We start from the raw sequence: 17,478 nt of genomic DNA, 5'->3' as shown, positions 1-17,478 counted from the left end.
CGAATGAAGCGAGGTTCGCCGCTTTTCGTTTACAAAAAACGCCTCCTGCGAGGCGCGCGGCATTAGGTTCCAAGCTCTCCGATCCCGATAAACAGAGCCAGCCGACTTGTAATTTGCTTCATTTCCTTGCCTGAAAGACGCCCAATGACTTTCCCGACCTTTTTTTTGGGCAGAGTCATGATTTTGTCGATCATGACCTGAGAGATTTTTGCAAGTCCGTTTTCTTTATCGGGCAGGATCGTGCAGCGAAGAAGCGGGGCCTCCACAAGAAAAGAAGTCAATGGCAGAAATGTTATAGAAGTGTGATCGATGAAAACGTCGGCTTGAATCACCACAGCCGGCCTCGGTTTCCCGTAATTTCCCTGTACAGCGACCGTTACCAAATCCCCTCGCCGCATCGATCAGTATTCCCACTCCGTAATATCCGCGGCGGCAGCTTCCAGCATCGAATGGTATTCCCGCTCGCGCGGATCGTCGCGAATCGCTTCCAAATCTCGCAGACAGGCACTACGAACCTCCAGATTCCGAAGATCCGGCACCCAAAGCTGAACGGGACGGTAACCATCCGATCTGAGGGCATTGCGGCGTCTCGCGACAGATAAGCGTTTCTTTTCGTTTCTTTCCGCCATATCGACCATCAAACCCCTCCATTTCTACATGTAATTCTACATGTAGAATATCATCAAAATTTACAAACGTCAAATCGGGGCGCACCTGACGAGAAAGAAGCAGGAACAAAGATGTCGGCGAGCAAAGGCGTGAAAACGGGGCACAATTTGGACGGCAAGCAAAAACGCCCCGCTTGAGCTCACTTTTGCTCTCAAGCGGGGCGTTCCGTCTCTTCATTTTCAGCTTGCCAGAGTGCGCCGCACTTTGTCGCGCAGGCGGCGCACGCGCTTGCTCATGGCTTGCTGGCTGACGGCGCAGCGGCGGGCCAGTTCCTTCTGCGTCAGGCCGGAAGCCAGATCGCGCGCCAGCTCGCGCTCGGGGGGCGGCAGGCTTTCGAGCAGATCGAAGACGGCGTAGCCGCCCTCTTCGCAGGGGACGTCGAAACCGTCGTCCTCGAACTTTTGTTCCAGCGAATCGTGGGCGCCGTCTCGGCGCAGCCGCGCGGCCGCGTCGCGCACCCGGCCGCGCAGACGATACCAGACGAACAGGCTCAGGCGCTGGGCCGGACGTTCCTCGTCGTAGCGCCGCACAAGTTCGAAAAGCGCGATCATGCCCTCCTGCACCAGATCTTCGTATTCGGCGCCGCGCCCTGTATACTTCCAGGCAATTTTTTTCGCCAACGGCAAAAAGCGCAGAGCGATTTCGTTCAGCTGCTCTTTGCTCGCAGCGCATCGTTCGCATTCCACTGACCGTTGTCCTTTCTCCTCTTGTGAGGTCTTAAACGCCGGAAGAAGGAACTTCTTCCGACTTTATCACAAAGAGTGCTTAATCAGTGATAAATATACAACCAGACTTCACAAAAGTCAAAAAAGAATAGTTTACTTATCGTCATCACAAAGCGACCGTACGATAAAAAACGACGGCAGAGGCGCGCCGACTCGTTCAGGCGCCTCTGCCGTCGTCGCTTTGCGGCGATAAATTTTTTTCGGCGAAAAAGCTATTCGACCACGCGCCCGTCCACGCCGATGGTGACGACCTGCCAGGGGATGAATTTGCCGCTGTCCATCAGCGCGGCGCGGGCGGCTTTTTCGAGGCCGCCGCAGCAGGGCACTTCCATGCGCACGATCGTCACGCTTTTGATCTCGTTGTTTTTGATGATCTCGGTCAGCTTCTCGCGGTAATCGCCCTCGTCGAGCTTGGGGCAGCCGATCAGCACGACGCGGTTTTTGATGAAATCGCGGTGAAAGGCGCCGTAAGCGTAAGCCGTGCAGTCGGCGGCGACCAGCAGCGAGGCGTCCTTGAAAAAAGGCGCGCTGACGGGCGCCAGCTTGATCTGCACGGGCCACTGGCTGAGGCGGCTGCGCAGATCAGCCGGCGCGCCCGCCGTTTCGGGCGCTTCCGCCGCATCGTGCCGAACGGCGCGCGCCATCGGGCCGGGACACATGCGCGGGGCACCGCCGGGCAGCGGCCGAAAAATGGCGCGTGCGGCCGAGCCGGGACAGCCGCTCGCGGGTGCGGCGTTTTTTGCGGCCAGCTCTTCCTGAGCGGCCTTGACTGCGGCCTCGTCGAAGGGAACGGCCTCGCGCTCTTCGATGGCGATCGCTCCCGTCGGGCAATGCGGCAGACAGTTCCCCAGCCCGTCGCAATAATCTTCGCGGACCACCGCCGCCTTGCCGCCGCTCATCTGGATGGCGCCCTCCTGGCAGGCTGCGGCGCAGGCACCGCAGCCGTTGCACTTGTCGCGGTCGATTTTGACGATTTTTCTCCTCATGAAAATCCCCCCGGAATCCATTTGCCGCGCGCCGTCCGAAAACGGGCGCTCGTTTTTTGACATCGTGCGCTCAGTGTACTATGATGAGGCGGCGATGTCTGTTGTTTTTACAACAAAGAGGTGACGAAGATGAGCTACGAAGCTCTCGCCCAGTGTCCGCTGTTCGCCGGGATCGCCGCGGACCGTCTGGAACGCGCCGTGGCGGCTCTGTCGCCGCGTCAGGCGGAATACGAAAGGGATCAGCCCATCCTGCTTCAGGGGGAAGCGCCGCGCGGGCTCGGCATTCTGCTGTCGGGAGCCGCTCTGATCGTGAAGGAAGACTATTGGGGCGCGCGCATCGTGGTCACAACGCTGGCCCCCGGCGATCTTTTCGCCGAAGCGTTCTTCTGCGCCGGCGTCGCGGAAATGCCCGTCGGCGTCGTCGCCGCGGAAAAATCCCGCGCGCTCTTCGGCGATCCGGCCAAATTGCTGGCAGAAGGCAATCCCGACCGCGAAGGCCGGCAGATCCTCGACAATCTCATGCACATTCTGGCGCGGAAAAATCTGCTGCTGCTGCGGCGCCTCGCCGTGATCTCGCGGCGCACGCTCCGCGACAAGATCCTGACCTACCTGTCGTACTGCGCGCAGGAAGCGGAAGCGCGAAGTTTTCGCATCCCGCTCGACCGGCAGGGGCTGGCCGACTATCTGGCGGCGGACCGCAGCGCGCTCTCGGCGGAGCTGTCGAGGATGCGGAAGGAGGGCCTGATCGCCTTCCGCAAAAATTTCTTCGAACTCAAGAAACGTTTCGAGATCGCGGAAGAGTGACAAACAGGAGCGAAGCACAAGCCGCCGCAGAGCCCCGGAAACGCAAAGAAAAGCGGGGAAAATGCTTCGCGATGCCAATTCTCAGGGGAACGCTCTCTGCAAGATGAGAGATCGCACGAGATATTCAACGGCCGTAAATGTTCCACGTGGAACATTGAAAGCGGCCGGAAGCCGATGAGTCAGTTTTCATCGGCTTCCGGCCGCTTTTTATTTCCGATTCGTTTCCGTTTCAATTCTCTCAGCTCCGGCCGGCGCGGTATCTGGACGCCTCCTCCACGAAGCGCCGGAAGAGATTCAGGTCGGCGGGGAAATCGTGGATCATGCGCTCGGGGTGCCACTGCACGCCCATGCAGAACGAGCCGTCTTCCGCCTCGAACGCTTCGATCACGCCGTCGGGCGCCCAGGCGGTGGCCCTGAATCCCGGCGCGAGAGCGTCCAGAGCCTGATGATGGAAGCTGTTGACGGAAAATTTTTCGCCGAAAAGAGCGCCAATCAGCGAATCTTTTTCGGCCGTCGCCTCGTGGCTGGGCCATCGGCCGGGCATGTTCTGCTGGTGGTCGAATCTGACCGGGTCGTTGCCGAGGTGCTGGATCAGCGTGCCGCCGAAAGCCACGTTCATGGCCTGGATGCCGCGGCACACGCCGAAAATCGGCATCCGCCGCGCGCGGGCCAGTTTGATCAGCGCGATCTGATAAAGGTCCAGCCCGGGATCGAGCCGCCCCAGCCTGGCGTCCGGCCCCTGACCGTACAGCATCGGCCAGACGTCGATGCCTCCGGGCACGAAAAGCCCCCCGGCCATGTCGAGATACTGCGAAAGCAGCGCCTCGTCCGCCGAGTCCGGCACGATGAACGGCGCGCCGCCCGCCTCCGTCAGCGCTCCCGTGTAGGAATTGTACACGCCGACGATGGGCGTCGTTCCCGGACAATCGAGATTGCACGCCACCGCAATGAGCGTTCTTTCCGCCACTTCTGATTCCTCCTGTTGTGTCTGTCGTCTTACAGCATATAAATTTTTGCGCGCAGCTTTTCGACCCTCAGGCGGAAAAGATCGCGCTCTTCAGCCGCTCGATGAACTCGTTCCCGCCGCGGATCAGCCTGCCCTCGGCATCGGCGAAGGCGTGCTTCGTCCAGCCCTCGGCGGCCAGTTTTCCGTCGGCGTGGCGCAGATGATAGCCGAAGGTCATGGCTGCGGCGCCGCACTCGACGGGAAAAACTTCCAGCGTCGCCAGCTCGTCGTAGCGCAGCGGCGATTTGTAGCGGCAGCGCGCCTCGACGACCGGCAGAAAAACGCCGTGCCGCTCCCATTCGGGATAGGGCACGCCGAGGTCGCGGCAGTAATCGGAGCGCCCCGCTTCGAACCAGACGAAATAGTTGCTGTGATGGGCGATGCCCATCTGATCGGTCTCGGCATAACGCACGCGGAACGCGTAAGAGCGTTTTTCACCTTTGGCTTCCATGGCGGCTTCCTAGAATTTCCAGGCCAGCCACGCGCCCAACGCCAGCTGAGCGAACAGGATCGCGGGCACGCCCCAGACGAAGTACCAGTGTCTGGTCTTGTGCCGCCAGACTTTCATGCCCAGCAGCGCGCCCAGCGCGCCGCCGCACAGCGCCCACAGGAACAGCGCCTTTTCGCTGATGCGGCTCGCGTCCACGTCGTCGTCGCGCAGGCCGTTGCGCTGGGCGATCTTCTTGTCGATGCCGTAGGCCGCGAACGCGCCCAGGTTCATGACGGCCAGGAACGCCAATACAACCCATTTCACCATGTTTTCTCCTCTTCTTTCGCCGCTTCGCGCGAAATCGCGCCGACGGTCGCGCCGGCGGCTTTCTGCAAATCGCGGGGATCCAGTTCCATCTGCAGGCCACGCCGTCCCGCGCTGACGGCGATGCGTTCGTGCCGCAGCGCCGACTCGTCGAGGAACGTGGGCAGCTTTTTCTTCATGCCCAGCGGCGAACAGCCGCCGCGGACATAGCCCGTCAGCTCGAAAAGTTCCTTCATACGGATCATTTCCACTTTATCGTATCCCGACAACGCCGCCAGTTTTTTCAGATCCAGCTCCATCGCACCGGGGATCACGGCCACGAGCAGCTCTTTGGCGCGCCCGTCGCCCCGCAGCACCAGCGTCTTGTAGATGCGTTCCAGCGGCACGCCGCAGCCGGCCGCGGCGTGGGCGGCGCTGAGGTCGCTCTCGTCCGCTTCGTATTCGATCACGCGCACTGGGATGCGCAGACGCTCCGCCTCGCGGACGGCGTTCGTCTTCGGATTTTTCGCCATTTCGATCACCTCGCGCCCAATCATACACCGCTTCGCGCCGAACGGGAACTCCCCCGCAGTATCAACAAAGCTTCTATATTATTTATTACTTTTTTCTCATTCCCTTCGGAATTTTCAAGTCCAAGAGGCGACTTTTGCAACCCGGCGCGTCGTTCCAACCGTCCGTTCGTGCCCCGCAGGCACGCCGGCGGCGGATTTTCGTCGTTACGAGTCAGACCGCTCTTTCTCTTTCAGCCACGGCATAATGGTATTGCAAGGGCAAAGCTTTGTCAAAAGGGCGCGTTCTTCGCACCGCGCGCGTTCCGTCCCAAGCGGCCGCCGGCCCTTCACAAGCGTTGCCGGTCGTGCTAGACTTAGCCGTATCAACATTTCCACAGAACAGGAGTTTCTTCGCCATGAAAACGAGAACGTCCTTTATAAAAACGTTTGCGGCGCTCGCCGCGTTGAGCCTCCTTGCCGCCCCGACCGCCGCCGAAGAGCCGCCGATCCCCGTGAAGACGCTGTTTCTCGGCTCGGCCCGGTCGCATCCTCAGCGCCATTATTACGGCACCGTTCAGGGGTCGCAGCGCGTGAACCTGTCGTTCCGCGTGCCGGGGCCGCTGGTGGAATTCCCCGTCGAGATGGGCTCGCGCGTCGCGAAGGGCGATCTGATCGGCCGCGTCGACCCGCGCGATTTCCGCACGCGCCTCAGCGACGCCCAAAGCCGGCTTTCTCAGGCGCGGGCGCGCTACGGCGAAGCGCTGAACAACTTCAGGCGCTACGATGAACTTTACAAAAAACAGTCCGTCTCTCAGGCGCAGTACGACCGCTACAAGACGGCGCTCGACGTGGCGCGCTCGGCGCTGAAGACGGCGGAAGCGAGCGTCGCCGCCGCGCAGGACGCGCTCGCCGACACGGAGCTGCGCGCGCCGTTCGGCGGCGTGATCGTGGCCCGTATGGCGGAAAACTTTCAGGACGTGCAGGCCAAACAGCCCGTCGCCAGCCTGCAGAACCTTGACTCCGTCGAAATCGTGATCCGCGTCCCCGAAGAAGACATCGCCAACGTCGCCGTCGCCGACGAAAAAAACAGAATGTTCCGCCTTTCCGAAAAAGTCAGCCTCGATCTGGAAGCGACGCTCGACGAACTGCCCGGGCAGTCGTTCCGCGTCACGTTCAAGGAAGTGGGGGCGCAGTCCGACCCGCGCACGCAGACCTATCCGGTCACCGTCGCCATGCCGCAGCCGAAGAGCGCCCGCATTCTGCCCGGCATGGCGGTGAACGTCACGGCCAGCCTGATCGGCGGGGAAACGGGCGATCCGAACTTCTACGTCCCGCTCGAAGCGGTCGTGGGCGACGTTTCGGGACGCACGTGGGTCTGGCGCTGCGGGCGCGGCGGCGGCATCGTCCGCGTCCCCGTGACGCTGGGCGATTTTCGCGGCAGCCGCGTCCAGATCGTCGGCGAACTCGCGCCCGGCGATCAGATCGTCACCGTCGGCGCGCGCGGCCTGCGCGAAGGGCAAAAAGTCCGCGTCGTCGACTGAGCGGCCGTCCACGGAACGTTTTTCTTTCCCCGCGCCGCGCGAGGGCGCTTTTTTCTCCGCCACGGCGGGAAACGACACGAAAGAGCTTGCACAATCTGCCAAAAGGCCCTATATTTATGAAACCGTCTCGTACGGCATATGGAACTCCGCGCGCACCTTTTCGCGGAGAAAGGAGAAAAGCATGATTCTTGACAAACTGCCAACTTTGAAGATCGGCCGGTACACGCCGCACTTCCCCGTCATCCAGGGCGGCATGGGCGTCCTCATTTCGGGCCCCAGTCTCAGCGGCGCCGTCGCGGCCGAAGGCGGCATCGGCACGTTGGCCACCGTCGGTATCGGCATGGCGACCATGACCTGCAACGTGGACAACTTCTTCAAAAAGAACGTGGAGGCCCTCAAGGATTTCGTCGCCAAGGCCCGCGAAAAGGCGAAAGGCGGCATCCTCGCCGCCAACTGCATGTGCGCGCTTCAGGATTACGAGCAGCAGGTGCGCGCCGTCTGCGAAGCCGGCATCGACATCATCATCTCCGGCGCCGGGCTGCCCCTCAAGCTGCCCGAGCTGACCAAGGATTTTCCCAACGTGGCGCTCGTGCCCATCGTCAGCAGCCTCAAGGCCGCCTCGATCATCGTGCGCCGCTGGATGAAGAATTACGGGCGCTCGCCCGACGCCTTCGTCGTGGAAACGCCCAACGCCGCGGGCGGACATCTGGGCGCCGCCAAGATCGAACAGGTGGACGACAAGGAGCTCTCGCTCGAGACGGTAATCCCGCAGCTCGTGAACTGGCTGAAAGAGATCAAGCTCAACATTCCCGTCATCGCCGCGGGCGGCATATTCGACCGCGCCGAGATGCTGCACGCGTTTGAGCTGGGCGCCAGCGGCGTGCAGATGGGCACGCGCTTCGCCGCCAGCGCCGAGGGCGACGCCTCCGACGTCTTCAAACAAGCCTACGTCGACGCCACGCCCGAGGACGTGGTGCTGATCAACAGCCCCTGCGGCCTTCCCGGCCGGGCGCTGCGCAGCCCCATGGTGGAGCGCTATCTCCGCCACGAGGACCGCCAGGACCCCTGCATCGCCAACTGCCTGGCGCATTGCGTCTACCGCGCCACGCACAAGACGTTCTGCATCGCCCGCGCCCTGATCCAGGCGCTTCAGGGCAACTGGGAGGAAGGGCTTTTCTTCTGCGGCACCAACGTGTGGCGCGTCAACAAGATCCAGACCGTAAAAGAGATCTTCAACGATCTCTTCGGCAGCGCCGATAAGCCGGAAAACAAAAGCCGCCGCCAGGACGCTGATTCCGATTCTTGATCGAACGACTTACCCGTGAGCGCCCGGCCTTTTATCAAGAAATAGTATTCAGAGAGATATCTCCAGCGGAAAGAGCGCGAACGACCACGTGAGATTCGGTCGTTCGCGCTCTTTTATTTCGTTCCTACCGGTCCGTTTCAGCGAGCAGTGCCCCGGCACACCGCGTCGGTTATTCGGCGATCGTGATCCGGCCGCTGCCGAGCGTTTCAAATTGCGATGCCGAGTGAAAGAGAGAAAGATCCGCTTCCCTGCAACAAAGAACATTCAATAATTTTCAGACAACAACACACGTAAAGAACAAAACGACGGAATCATTTCCTAAATCTTTATCTCGCTGGGGAAAACTGTTACACTTTCAATGATCTGGACGTTTCTTTAATCGAGAATTTGCGTCAACTCTTTCATGTGGATGACAAAAGAAATTTTGTTCAGGGCGTCATCTTCGGTGGGGCGAATTTTTGCCAGATCTTCCTTCTTTAAATTCCTTATCGTGCAGTACCGGGCTGTCCATGGGGACGGCACGGAGTTCTCTTAGATTCCTGCGAACGGCAGGCAATTTTCAAGGAGGTCATTAGGAATGGAAATGAAACGTTTCTCGGCAGCGGCCTTCGTCAGCGCCGCCCTGCTCTTCTCGGCGGCGGCAGCGATGGCCTGCACGCCCATGGGCGTGGGGGCCAAAGCGTCGGCGGACGGCTCCGTCATGGTCAGCCACACCTGCGACGGCTGGTACGACAACCGCATCAAGATCATTCCCGGCGGCGACCACAAAAAAGGCGAAATGGTCGACATCTACAACGTCATGTGCGTCGACACCCGCCCCAACAAGCCGCTGCGCAAAGTCGGCCAGATCCCGCAGGTGGCGCACACCTACACCTACTTCCAGATCGGCTACCCCTTCATGAACGATCAACAGCTGATGATGGGCGAGTTCACCTGGAGCGGCCGCGACGAATTGGCTTCCACCGAAGGCCTGATGTACATCGAGAACCTCGAAGCGCTCGGACTGGCCCGCGCCAAGACGGCCCGCGAAGCCATCAAGGTCATGGGCGCTCTGGCCGAAAAGTACGGCTATGCCGACGGCGGCGAGACGCTGATCATCGGCGATCCCAAGGAATGCTGGGTCTTCGAGATCTGCGGCGGCGGCCTGTGGAATAAGGATTCCGGCAATCCCGGCGCCCACTGGGCGGCCAAGCGCCTCCCCGACGACGAAGTGTTCGTCGGCGCCAACCGTTCGCGCCTCGGCGTCATCGATCTGAACGACACCGAGAACACCATGCACTCCACCGACATCACCAAGCTGCCCGAGGCCATGGGCTGGTGGAAGCAGGGCGAGCCCTTCGACTTCTCCACGATCTTCAATCCCGAGCCCTACGGCTACCCCTACTACGCCGCCCGCCGCGAGTGGAGAGCGCTCAACCTGGTCGCGCCTTCACAGAAGTTCCCCGTGCTGGCCAAGTGGGAAATGTACCCCTTCTCCGTCAAGCCCGACAAGAAACTTTCCGTCAAGGACATCATGGACGTGTACAGCGATCACCTCGAAGGCACCGACTACGACCTCACCAAGGGTCTGGCCGCCGGCCCCTTCGGCTGCCCCAGCCGCTGGCAGACGCCCAAGGACGTTCGTCCCGAAGGTCGCAAGGGCGACGATTGGGAGCGTCCCATCGCGCTGTTCCGCTGCTCCTACAGTTTCGTGTCCCAGAGCCGCGCCGACATGCCCGACGCCGTGGGCGGCGTGCTGTGGTTCGGCGAGGATTCGCCCGACACCACCGTGTACGTTCCCATCTACTGCGGCGTGACCTCCGTGCCCAAGGCCTGGAGCGAGACCAAGCGCCACGTGTTCGACCGCGACAGCGCCTGGTGGGCGTTCAACCTCGTCAACAACTGGGCGACGATCCGCTGGGACGCCATTTATCCCGAGATCCGCGCCAAGAAGGCCAGCTACGAAGATAAATTCTTCGCCGACCAGAAAACGATCGAAGCCCACGCCGTCGAGCTGTACAAGAAGGATCCCCAGAAGGCAGTCGAGTACCTGACGGCCTACACCAACAAGGCCATGAACGAAGTCAACGACGGCTGGTGGAACTTCGCCTTCGAGCTGATCGGCAAGTACTGCGACGGCGGCGTCATGCAGCCCGACGGATCGCAGAAGACCCCCGGCTATCCCACGGAATGGCTCAAGGCGGTCGACTTCGGCGGCATGACCGAGCGCGACCTGAAAGCCACCAACAGCAAGTAGTTTCCCGTTTTCGTTCCAGTGTCAAAAAAGCCGGCGGGAGGGTTTGCCCGCTGCGACGCGAAAATCCTCCGCCGGCTTTTCGTTCGATGAACAGAGAGTTGGAGTGTCAAAATCCCGAAGGAGGTAATGGAACATGCAAGCAAAGCACACGATCGTTTCCAGCGTACTTGGCGTCATGCTTCTCGCCGGAGCGGCTTCGGCCTGCACCGACGTCGTCGTCGGAGCGAAAGCTTCGGCGGACGGTTCCGTCATCACTTCCCACACCGCGGACGGCGCGTTTTACGACGCGCAGGTGCGCTTCATCCCCGGCGGCAAGCACGCCGACGGCGAGATGGCGCCCGTTTTCTGGAACATCACCAACGACGAATCCGCCGAAATCACGAAGATCGGCGAGATCCCCCAGGCCCCGGAGACATACGGTTATTTCCACGTCGGCTATCCCTTCATGAACGAATACGGTCTGGCGATCGGCGAAAGCACCTTCGCCCAGAAGGTGGAAATGAAGACCTTCCGTCCGGACGCTCGCGCCATTCTGACGATCGAGCAGCTCGAGATCTTCGCGCTGCAGCGCACCAAGACCGCCCGCGAAGCGATCGCCCTGATCGGCTCCCTGGCGGAAAAATACGGATTCCTCGGTTCCTGCGATTTCGAGGGCGAAAGCCTGACGATCGCCGACGGCAAGGAAGCCTGGCTGTTCGAGATCCGCTCCGCCGGCATGATGTGGACGCCCGAGAGCGGCAAGCCCGGCGCGTACTGGGTCGCCCAGCGCGTCCCCGACGACATGGTGCTGATCACCTGCAACGTCGCCCGCATCCAGGAAGTCCATCCCGAAGACACGGATAACTTCATGGCCTCCAAGGACTACCGTCAGTTCGCCATCGACATGGGCTGGTGGAATCCCGCAAGCGGCGCACCCTTCAACTGGGCGAAGGCCTACGCGCCTTACACGGGCGGCTGGGCCCTCTCGTCCGACTGGGTCCGCAACCGCCTCTACTCGTTGTACCGCCGTCTCGATCCCGACCGCGAATGGGATCCGCTGGCGGAAGCGACGTCCTATCCCTTCGCCGTCAAGCCCGGCAAAAAGCTTTCCGTGCAGGAAGTGCAGGCGATGCTGCGCAGCCATCACGACGGCACTCAGTTCGACATGTACGACGCCGACGAATGGTTCATCCGCAAGGACGGCAAGCTCGTCAAAAGCCCTCTGGCCTCGCCGTTCCCCACCCGCGACATGCGCGCGCTGCTGAAGATGAACTACAGCCGCCCGGTCTCGGTGATCAACTGCGCCTACAGTTTCGTGGCCCAGGCCCGCGACGGCATGCCCAAGCCCCTGAGCACCATCCTGTGGTTCGGCTTCGACGCGCCCCACACCACCTGTTACGTCCCCATCTACTGCGGCGCGACCGACACGAAGGCCAGCTGGCGCCAGTTCGACCGCGACAGTTACACGCCCGAATCGGCCCAGTGGACGTTCATGCTCGCCGACGACCTCGTTCTGAAACGCTACGCCGAAGCCATGGCCGATCTCGAAGCCGTGCGGGCGCCTCTCGAAAAGAGCTTCTTCGACGAAACGGCCCGCATCGACAAGGAAGGCGCCGAACTTTACAAAAGGGATCCCGCCGCCGCGACGCAGATGGTCACCAGCTTTACCCTGGACTGCATGGATAAGGCCGAAAAGGCGTGGCACCAGCTGAACAGGACCCTGATCACCAAGTACATCAACAACAAGAAGAGCTAAACGCACGGAAACGCCTGAGCGATTCGGCCGCTTCCATCGAGGCGCGGCTGAATCGTTCAGTTCTTCACAATCACTATTTCTCAATTCAGGAGGTTTTCCATGAAAAAGTTATCCGCCGTTTTCGTCGCTCTGCTCGCCGCCTGCGTGCTGAGCAGCTTCGCGTTCGCCGTGGAAGTGCCCAAGCTGAACGCGCCCTTTATCGTTACCACCTGCGGCCAGAGCCCCGGCGCCGTCATGGTGCACATGTCGGCCATGCAGTCCAAGATCGCGGCCAACCACGACAACAAACTCACCGCCGACAAGCTGGCCGCCGCCAACGCCAAGACGTTGATCGTCACTTCCGGCACCAGCATGAAGGGCATGGGCGCCGCCGGCACCAACGTTGAAAGCGAGATCGCCCGCTGCACCGAACTGATCGCCGAAGCCAAGAAGCTCGGCATGACTGTGATCGGCGCTCACATCGAAGGCATGGCCCGCCGCACCGACAACTCCGACGCCGCTTCCATCGAAGCCGTGATGAAGGACGCCGATGTGATCCTCGCCGTCACCGACAGCGACAGCGACGGGTTCTTCACCAAGTACGCCCAGGAACACAACAAACCTCTGATCGTCGTCAAAGACGCTCTGGCCATCGGCCCCGCGCTGAAGGCCGCCGAATAAGGCAAAGGCGTTCCCGCAGCCTGTTCGCCGCTGGAACGCCTTATTTTTCCGCACTCTTTTTCATTTAAATTTCTCCGTTGAAAGGACGTATTTGTCAATGACTATGTTTGTCCATTCTTCGCTGGTGCTGGCTGCGGTCGTCGTCGCTTTCGCCATCGGCAAGAAAATGAAGATAAGCACGGAGCTGTCCATGTTCCTCTCGGCCCTGGTCGGGCTGGCGGTGCATGCACTGCTTCCGAAGGGCGTCGACCCCCGTTCGCCCCTTCCCTTTGTGGAAATGATCCGTCACGTGATCGAAGGCTCCTTCACCTACTTCGACGTGTGCCTGACCTTTCTCACCGCCACGTTTTTCATGATGCTCTACAAGGAGTCGGGCGGCGTGGCCTACATCGTGCGCTGCATCGTGCGCAGCTTTCACGCGCACCGTTTCGTCTGCCTGCTCTTCCTTACGGTCCTGATGCTGGTTCCCGGCGCCATCACCGGCTCGGGAGCGACAACGGTGCTGACGGTCGGCTCTCTGGTCGGTTCCGTGCTGATGACCATGGGCGTGCCTGAAGACCGCCGCGTGGCGCTGATTTTCCTGCTCGCGGCCATGAGCGCCGCCTGTCCGCCCATCAACCTGTGGGCCATGATGGCGGCCGCCGGCGCGAACATGCCCTATGTCGGCTTCGGCGCACCGCTGGCGCTGATGTCGATCGTCGGCGCGTTGTTCTCCACCTTCTGGCTGGCCGGCCGCGGCAAAGCCATCGACGTGGAGCAGGCGCTCAAGGAACTGCCCGAAGCTCCGGCCGGCTGGAACTGGCAGCGGGCCGTCATCCCCTTCGTCGTGCTGATCGGCCTGATCCTCGCCGGACGCGCGTTCCCCTTCAGCTTCCCGATCCTCGGCCTGCCGCTGGTGTTCATGATCTCGGCATTTTCTGTCATCGTCTTAAGCCCCATTCACCTGCGCATCTTCGCGGTCGCCCGTCAGACGGTCGAGAACCTGCTCGGCCTGGTCGGCGCGATGGTCGTCGTCGGCACGCTGATCCAGGTGCTGGCGCTGAGCGGCGCCCGCGGGTTGCTGTCGCTGATGGTGGTGACGCTGCCGCTGACGGTGCTGTTCGCCACGCTGTGGATCATCCTGCCGCTTTCCGAAGGCGTGCTTCAGTACGCCGTCGCGCCGCTGTTCGGCGTGCCGCTGATCATGCTGTTCAACATGCTCGGGCTCGATCCAATCGTTTCGCTTTCCACCTGGTCGGTGATGTGGCCTGTCGGCGACTGTCTGCCTCCCACCGCGGTGGTCGGACGCGCAGCGGTCATGGAGCTTGATTACAAGGGAAATTACTGGGACGGCTTCGTCAAGGCCGCGCTGATCCCCATGCTCTTCATCCTCGCCGTCTGCACGGCCTGCATGGTGTACAGCAAAGAGCTCGCCGCTGTGATTGGAGGTTAAGTTGGTCATGATCATGCTGAACAATATCGTTATGTGGCTGTATTACGGAATCGCCGCGTTTTTCCTGCTGGCGGTGGTCATGAACTTCGTCAAGACGAAAGATCCGCAGAAAGCTGTGCTTTACAGCATCATCATGATGCCCTTCGTACTGCGCCTTCTGCGCCTCAAGTAAAAGGAGGGCGCGCGCAATGAATCTGAAAGCCGTAAAATGCCTTGCTCTCGTCGTCGCCGGAGCGGCGGCGGCCACCGCGGGCGTGCTCTTCAAGGAGCACCGCGAGTTCAAGGAGCCGGTCGTGCCCAGCGCGGCTCTGACTCAGGTCAAGAAACTGAGCGAATACTTCCCCGACGGCGGGCTCAAAGGGACCGTCAACGACGCCAACGTTTACTTCTTCGACAGCGGCGTGCCCGGCGGTACGATCCTGATCATCGGCGGAACTCACCCCGAAGAGCCGGTCGCCAACATGGCAGCTCAGGCCTTCACGGAAAACGTGAAAGTCACGCAGGGACGGGTGATCGTCATCGATCGACTGAACACCAGCGGCTCGACGCTCACGCGTCTGGGCGAAGCCTATCCCCGCTTCACCCACGTTAAGACGGACTGGGGCGTCAAACGCTGGCGCTTCGGCGACCGCGCCAGCAATCCTCTCGACTCGTGGCCCGATCCCGAAGTGTACATCCACTACCCCAGCGGGCAGAACCTGGCCTACATGGACATCCGCAACGCCAACCGCGCCTGGCCGGGGCGCGCCAACGGGCTGCTCACGGAGCGCACGAATTACGCCGCCATGCAGCTGATCCGCCAGGAAGGCGTCGACATGACCATGGACTTCCACGAGGCCGAGCTGGAATACCCCGTCGAGAACACGATGGTCGTGCATGAAAAGGGACAGGACGTCGGCGCGATGACGTCGATGACGCTGACCTCGACGATGTTCGACATTCCCATCGGCATGGAATTCTCGCCCAAGGCCCTGCACGGCCTGTCGCACCGCGAGATCGGCGACCACTCCGAGGCCACGTCCTATCTGTGCGAAGTGGCCGAGCCGATGCTCGACCGCATCCGCGGCATCACCGACGAAGAACTGGCGATGTCGGGCAAGGACCGTTTCGTCATGAAGGCCGGCGAGCACCACCTGCTTTATTCGCCCATCGACGAGAACGGCTGGCCGGCGGAAAAGCGCGTCGCGCGTCACGTGCAGACCGTGCTGACGCTGATCGAAGTCAACAACATGATCCATCCCGACAAGACCATCCTGATCGAGGGAGTCCCCGGCTACGGCGAAATCATGGAGAAAGGGCTGGGATTCCTGTTCCACAACCCCGCCGAAGCTCCCAAGGACCGCCTGTACTACGACTAAGCCCCAAGCCAATTCTCATAAGGAGGAAAAGGACATGAAACGTATTTCCACAACGCTTTTCGCCGGCGCGGCGCTGCTGGCCGCCGCTTCGGCGTCGGTCGCCTGCACGCCCATGGGCGTCGGCCCGAAGGCCACCGCCGACGGTTCGATCCTCGTCGCCCACACCTGCGACAGCTGGTACGACGCCCGCGTGCGCGTGGTGCCCGGCGGCGAACACCAGCCCGGCGAAATGGTCGACGTCAAGATCGTCTCCTGCATGGACAGCCGCCCCGGCCGTTCGCTGACGGTCGCCGGCCAGATTCCTCAGGTCGAGCGCACCTACACGTACTTCCACATCGGTTATCCGTTCCTCAACGAGCATCAGGTCATGATCGGCGAACACACCTGGACCGGACGCGACGAAGTGCAGAGCGCCAGCGGCCTGTTCTACATCGAGAACCTCGAGGCCCTCGGCCTGCAGCGCGGCAAGACCGCCCGCGAAGTGATCAAGGTCATGGGCGAACTGGCCGAGAAATACGGCTACGGCGACGGCGGCGAAGGTTTGGTCATCAGCGACGGCAAGGAACTGTGGGTCTTCGAGATCTGCGGCGCCGGTCTGCTGTGGACGAAGGACAGCGGCAAACCGGGCGCCATCTGGGCGGCCCGCCGCGTGCCCGACGACGAGTTCTTCGTCGGCGCCAACCGCTCCCGCCTCGGCGTGATCGACTTCAACGACAAGGACAACTACATGTACTCCGCCAACATTACCGCCCTGGCCGAGGAAATGGGCTGGTGGAAAAAGGGCGACCCCTTCAACTTCTCGCACATCTTCGACAACGGCAGTTACGGCGAAGCGGCCAAGAACAGCTTCGGCAGCTCGCGCCGCGAGTGGCGCGCTTTCGACATCGTCGCGCCTTCGCTGAAACTGACGCCCGGCTCGGGCCTTCAGGATTATCCGTTCTCGGTCAAACCCGACCACAAGCTGACCGTTCAGGATCTGGAAAAGATCTACAGCGACCACCTCGAAGGCACGCCCTACGACATGACCAAGGGTCTGGCGGCCGGCCCTTTCGGCTCTCCCGCCCGCTTCCGCCCGCAGAAACCCAAACATGACATGGAAGACCGCAAGGCCTGGGCTTCCTGGGAACGCGCCATCGCCGTGCCGCAGTGTTCGTACAGCTTCATCGGGCAGACCCGCGCCGACCTGCCCGCGGCGATCGGCGGCGTGCTGTGGTTCGGCCTCGCCGCTCCCGACACGACCGTTTACACGCCCATTTACGCCGGCGTCACCGAGCTGCCGAAGAACTGGGGCGACAACGACCGCGTCAACTTCAACACGGAGAATCCCTGGTGGGCGTTCAACTTCGTGCAGCAGTGGGCGCAGCACCGCTGGGACATGATGTACCCCGAGATCCGCGCCAAAAAGGCCGCGATCGAGCAGCGCACCTTCGACGCGCAGCCCGGCATCGAAAAACTGGCCCTCGACCTCTACGCCAAGGATCCCGCCGCGGCCAAGGCGTTCCTGACCAACTACTGCGCCACGAACATGAAGGCGCTGGAAAAAGATTGGTGGGGCTTCGCCGCATATCTGGTCTCCAAGTACGGACAAATGCCCTTCTACATCGAAGACAACAAAATCAAGCAGCCCGGCTACAATCCCGAGTGGCTCAAGGCCGTCGATTTCGGCAACACGATGGCCGACGACGTGAAGAACGGGCGCTAGAATTATCCGAAAAAAACGGCCTGACCGTTCCGCGTGGAACGATCAAAGCGGCCGGAAACCGACGAATTTTTTC

The 17,478-nt window shown here is 61.4% G+C and carries 18 protein-coding genes; 10 read left to right on the top strand and 8 right to left on the bottom strand.

The features are described 5' to 3' along the window. Positions 1 to 62: 62 nt before the first annotated feature. From FYJ74_RS09960 to FYJ74_RS09945, 4 genes are all read right to left on the bottom strand, one after another. Positions 63 to 398 (bottom strand): type II toxin-antitoxin system PemK/MazF family toxin, encoded by a 336-nt coding sequence (locus FYJ74_RS09960; RefSeq protein WP_154529431.1) that lies wholly within the window; start codon positions 396 to 398, stop codon positions 63 to 65. A 3-nt stretch (positions 399 to 401) separates the two neighbouring features. Beyond that, positions 402 to 638, bottom strand: a complete 237-nt coding sequence (locus FYJ74_RS09955; protein WP_229769458.1) for an antitoxin MazE-like protein — start codon at positions 636 to 638, stop codon at positions 402 to 404. Positions 639 to 848: 210 nt separating this feature from the next. Next, positions 849 to 1,355: a sigma-70 family RNA polymerase sigma factor gene (locus tag FYJ74_RS09950; RefSeq protein WP_154529430.1), complete on the bottom strand. Its 507-nt coding sequence runs from the start codon at positions 1,353 to 1,355 to the stop codon at positions 849 to 851. Between the two features lie 251 nt (positions 1,356 to 1,606). Further along, positions 1,607 to 2,380 (bottom strand): 4Fe-4S binding protein, encoded by a 774-nt coding sequence (locus FYJ74_RS09945; protein ID WP_154529429.1) that lies wholly within the window; start codon positions 2,378 to 2,380, stop codon positions 1,607 to 1,609. A gap of 129 nt (positions 2,381 to 2,509) precedes the next feature. Here FYJ74_RS09945 and FYJ74_RS09940 point away from each other — a divergent pair, with 129 nt between their 5' ends. Beyond that, complete coding sequence (locus FYJ74_RS09940; RefSeq protein WP_154529428.1) at positions 2,510 to 3,184, top strand: Crp/Fnr family transcriptional regulator; 675 nt, start codon at positions 2,510 to 2,512, stop codon at positions 3,182 to 3,184. Positions 3,185 to 3,422: 238 nt separating this feature from the next. Here FYJ74_RS09940 and FYJ74_RS09935 read toward each other — a convergent pair whose 3' ends face one another. The 4 genes from FYJ74_RS09935 to ybaK form a co-directional block, all read right to left on the bottom strand. After that, positions 3,423 to 4,151, bottom strand: a complete 729-nt coding sequence (locus FYJ74_RS09935) for a gamma-glutamyl-gamma-aminobutyrate hydrolase family protein (RefSeq protein WP_154529427.1) — start codon at positions 4,149 to 4,151, stop codon at positions 3,423 to 3,425. Positions 4,152 to 4,218: 67 nt separating this feature from the next. After that, on the bottom strand, positions 4,219 to 4,641 hold the full coding sequence (locus FYJ74_RS09930) for an acyl-CoA thioesterase (RefSeq protein ID WP_154529426.1): 423 nt from the start codon (positions 4,639 to 4,641) through the stop codon (positions 4,219 to 4,221). A 9-nt stretch (positions 4,642 to 4,650) separates the two neighbouring features. Beyond that, complete coding sequence (locus FYJ74_RS09925) at positions 4,651 to 4,947, bottom strand: DUF1294 domain-containing protein (protein ID WP_154529425.1); 297 nt, start codon at positions 4,945 to 4,947, stop codon at positions 4,651 to 4,653. Further along, entirely contained in the window at positions 4,941 to 5,456 is a 516-nt protein-coding gene (gene ybaK / locus FYJ74_RS09920) for a Cys-tRNA(Pro) deacylase (RefSeq protein ID WP_154529424.1), read from the bottom strand. Before ybaK ends, FYJ74_RS09925 begins: the two co-directional genes overlap by 7 nt. A gap of 395 nt (positions 5,457 to 5,851) precedes the next feature. On the opposite strand from ybaK, the gene FYJ74_RS09915 reads away from it, so the two are divergent. The 9 genes from FYJ74_RS09915 to FYJ74_RS09880 all read left to right on the top strand — a co-directional run bounded on the left by FYJ74_RS09915 (position 5,852) and on the right by FYJ74_RS09880 (position 17,405). After that, entirely contained in the window at positions 5,852 to 6,976 is a 1,125-nt protein-coding gene (locus tag FYJ74_RS09915) for an efflux RND transporter periplasmic adaptor subunit (protein WP_154529423.1), read from the top strand. 181 nt (positions 6,977 to 7,157) lie between these two features. Beyond that, positions 7,158 to 8,282, top strand: coding sequence for an NAD(P)H-dependent flavin oxidoreductase (locus FYJ74_RS09910; RefSeq protein ID WP_154529422.1), 1,125 nt, complete (start codon positions 7,158 to 7,160; stop codon positions 8,280 to 8,282). A 577-nt stretch (positions 8,283 to 8,859) separates the two neighbouring features. Beyond that, the gene (locus FYJ74_RS09905) at positions 8,860 to 10,518 is read left to right on the top strand and encodes a dipeptidase (RefSeq protein WP_154529421.1); all 1,659 of its coding nucleotides are present in this window, start codon (positions 8,860 to 8,862) and stop codon (positions 10,516 to 10,518) included. A 133-nt stretch (positions 10,519 to 10,651) separates the two neighbouring features. After that, complete coding sequence (locus FYJ74_RS09900) at positions 10,652 to 12,253, top strand: dipeptidase (protein ID WP_154529420.1); 1,602 nt, start codon at positions 10,652 to 10,654, stop codon at positions 12,251 to 12,253. Positions 12,254 to 12,352: 99 nt separating this feature from the next. Further along, positions 12,353 to 12,913: a DUF6305 family protein gene (locus FYJ74_RS09895; protein ID WP_154529419.1), complete on the top strand. Its 561-nt coding sequence runs from the start codon at positions 12,353 to 12,355 to the stop codon at positions 12,911 to 12,913. A gap of 97 nt (positions 12,914 to 13,010) precedes the next feature. Then, complete coding sequence (locus tag FYJ74_RS09890) at positions 13,011 to 14,345, top strand: C4-dicarboxylate ABC transporter (RefSeq protein WP_154529418.1); 1,335 nt, start codon at positions 13,011 to 13,013, stop codon at positions 14,343 to 14,345. A 7-nt stretch (positions 14,346 to 14,352) separates the two neighbouring features. Continuing rightward, positions 14,353 to 14,517, top strand: coding sequence for a hypothetical protein (locus tag FYJ74_RS11655; RefSeq protein WP_009165844.1), 165 nt, complete (start codon positions 14,353 to 14,355; stop codon positions 14,515 to 14,517). Between the two features lie 16 nt (positions 14,518 to 14,533). Then, a complete protein-coding gene (locus FYJ74_RS09885; protein ID WP_154529417.1) occupies positions 14,534 to 15,703 on the top strand; it encodes a succinylglutamate desuccinylase in 1,170 nt (389 codons plus the stop codon). 34 nt (positions 15,704 to 15,737) lie between these two features. Next, positions 15,738 to 17,405, top strand: coding sequence for a dipeptidase (locus tag FYJ74_RS09880; protein WP_154529416.1), 1,668 nt, complete (start codon positions 15,738 to 15,740; stop codon positions 17,403 to 17,405). Positions 17,406 to 17,478 lie beyond the last annotated feature (73 nt).

The sequence above is a fragment of the Pyramidobacter porci genome (genome assembly GCF_009695745.1).
Classification (GTDB): Bacteria; Synergistota; Synergistia; order Synergistales; family Dethiosulfovibrionaceae; genus Pyramidobacter; species Pyramidobacter porci.
The sequence above is the reverse complement of the archived record's forward strand: the minus strand, read 5'-3'. Positions and strand labels throughout refer to the sequence as shown.

Coding starts and splice junctions, on each gene's coding strand:
- FYJ74_RS09880 (WP_154529416.1), top strand. CDS start 15,738: ATGAAACGTATTTCCACAACGCTTTTCGCCGGCGCGGCGCTGCTGGCC.
- FYJ74_RS09915 (WP_154529423.1), top strand. CDS start 5,852: ATGAAAACGAGAACGTCCTTTATAAAAACGTTTGCGGCGCTCGCCGCG.
- ybaK (WP_154529424.1), bottom strand. CDS start 5,456: ATGGCGAAAAATCCGAAGACGAACGCCGTCCGCGAGGCGGAGCGTCTG.
- FYJ74_RS09890 (WP_154529418.1), top strand. CDS start 13,011: ATGACTATGTTTGTCCATTCTTCGCTGGTGCTGGCTGCGGTCGTCGTC.
- FYJ74_RS09910 (WP_154529422.1), top strand. CDS start 7,158: ATGATTCTTGACAAACTGCCAACTTTGAAGATCGGCCGGTACACGCCG.
- FYJ74_RS09945 (WP_154529429.1), bottom strand. CDS start 2,380: ATGAGGAGAAAAATCGTCAAAATCGACCGCGACAAGTGCAACGGCTGC.
- FYJ74_RS09885 (WP_154529417.1), top strand. CDS start 14,534: ATGAATCTGAAAGCCGTAAAATGCCTTGCTCTCGTCGTCGCCGGAGCG.
- FYJ74_RS09930 (WP_154529426.1), bottom strand. CDS start 4,641: ATGGAAGCCAAAGGTGAAAAACGCTCTTACGCGTTCCGCGTGCGTTAT.
- FYJ74_RS09900 (WP_154529420.1), top strand. CDS start 10,652: ATGCAAGCAAAGCACACGATCGTTTCCAGCGTACTTGGCGTCATGCTT.
- FYJ74_RS11655 (WP_009165844.1), top strand. CDS start 14,353: ATGATCATGCTGAACAATATCGTTATGTGGCTGTATTACGGAATCGCC.
- FYJ74_RS09905 (WP_154529421.1), top strand. CDS start 8,860: ATGGAAATGAAACGTTTCTCGGCAGCGGCCTTCGTCAGCGCCGCCCTG.
- FYJ74_RS09955 (WP_229769458.1), bottom strand. CDS start 638: ATGGTCGATATGGCGGAAAGAAACGAAAAGAAACGCTTATCTGTCGCG.
- FYJ74_RS09895 (WP_154529419.1), top strand. CDS start 12,353: ATGAAAAAGTTATCCGCCGTTTTCGTCGCTCTGCTCGCCGCCTGCGTG.
- FYJ74_RS09940 (WP_154529428.1), top strand. CDS start 2,510: ATGAGCTACGAAGCTCTCGCCCAGTGTCCGCTGTTCGCCGGGATCGCC.
- FYJ74_RS09925 (WP_154529425.1), bottom strand. CDS start 4,947: ATGGTGAAATGGGTTGTATTGGCGTTCCTGGCCGTCATGAACCTGGGC.
- FYJ74_RS09960 (WP_154529431.1), bottom strand. CDS start 398: ATGCGGCGAGGGGATTTGGTAACGGTCGCTGTACAGGGAAATTACGGG.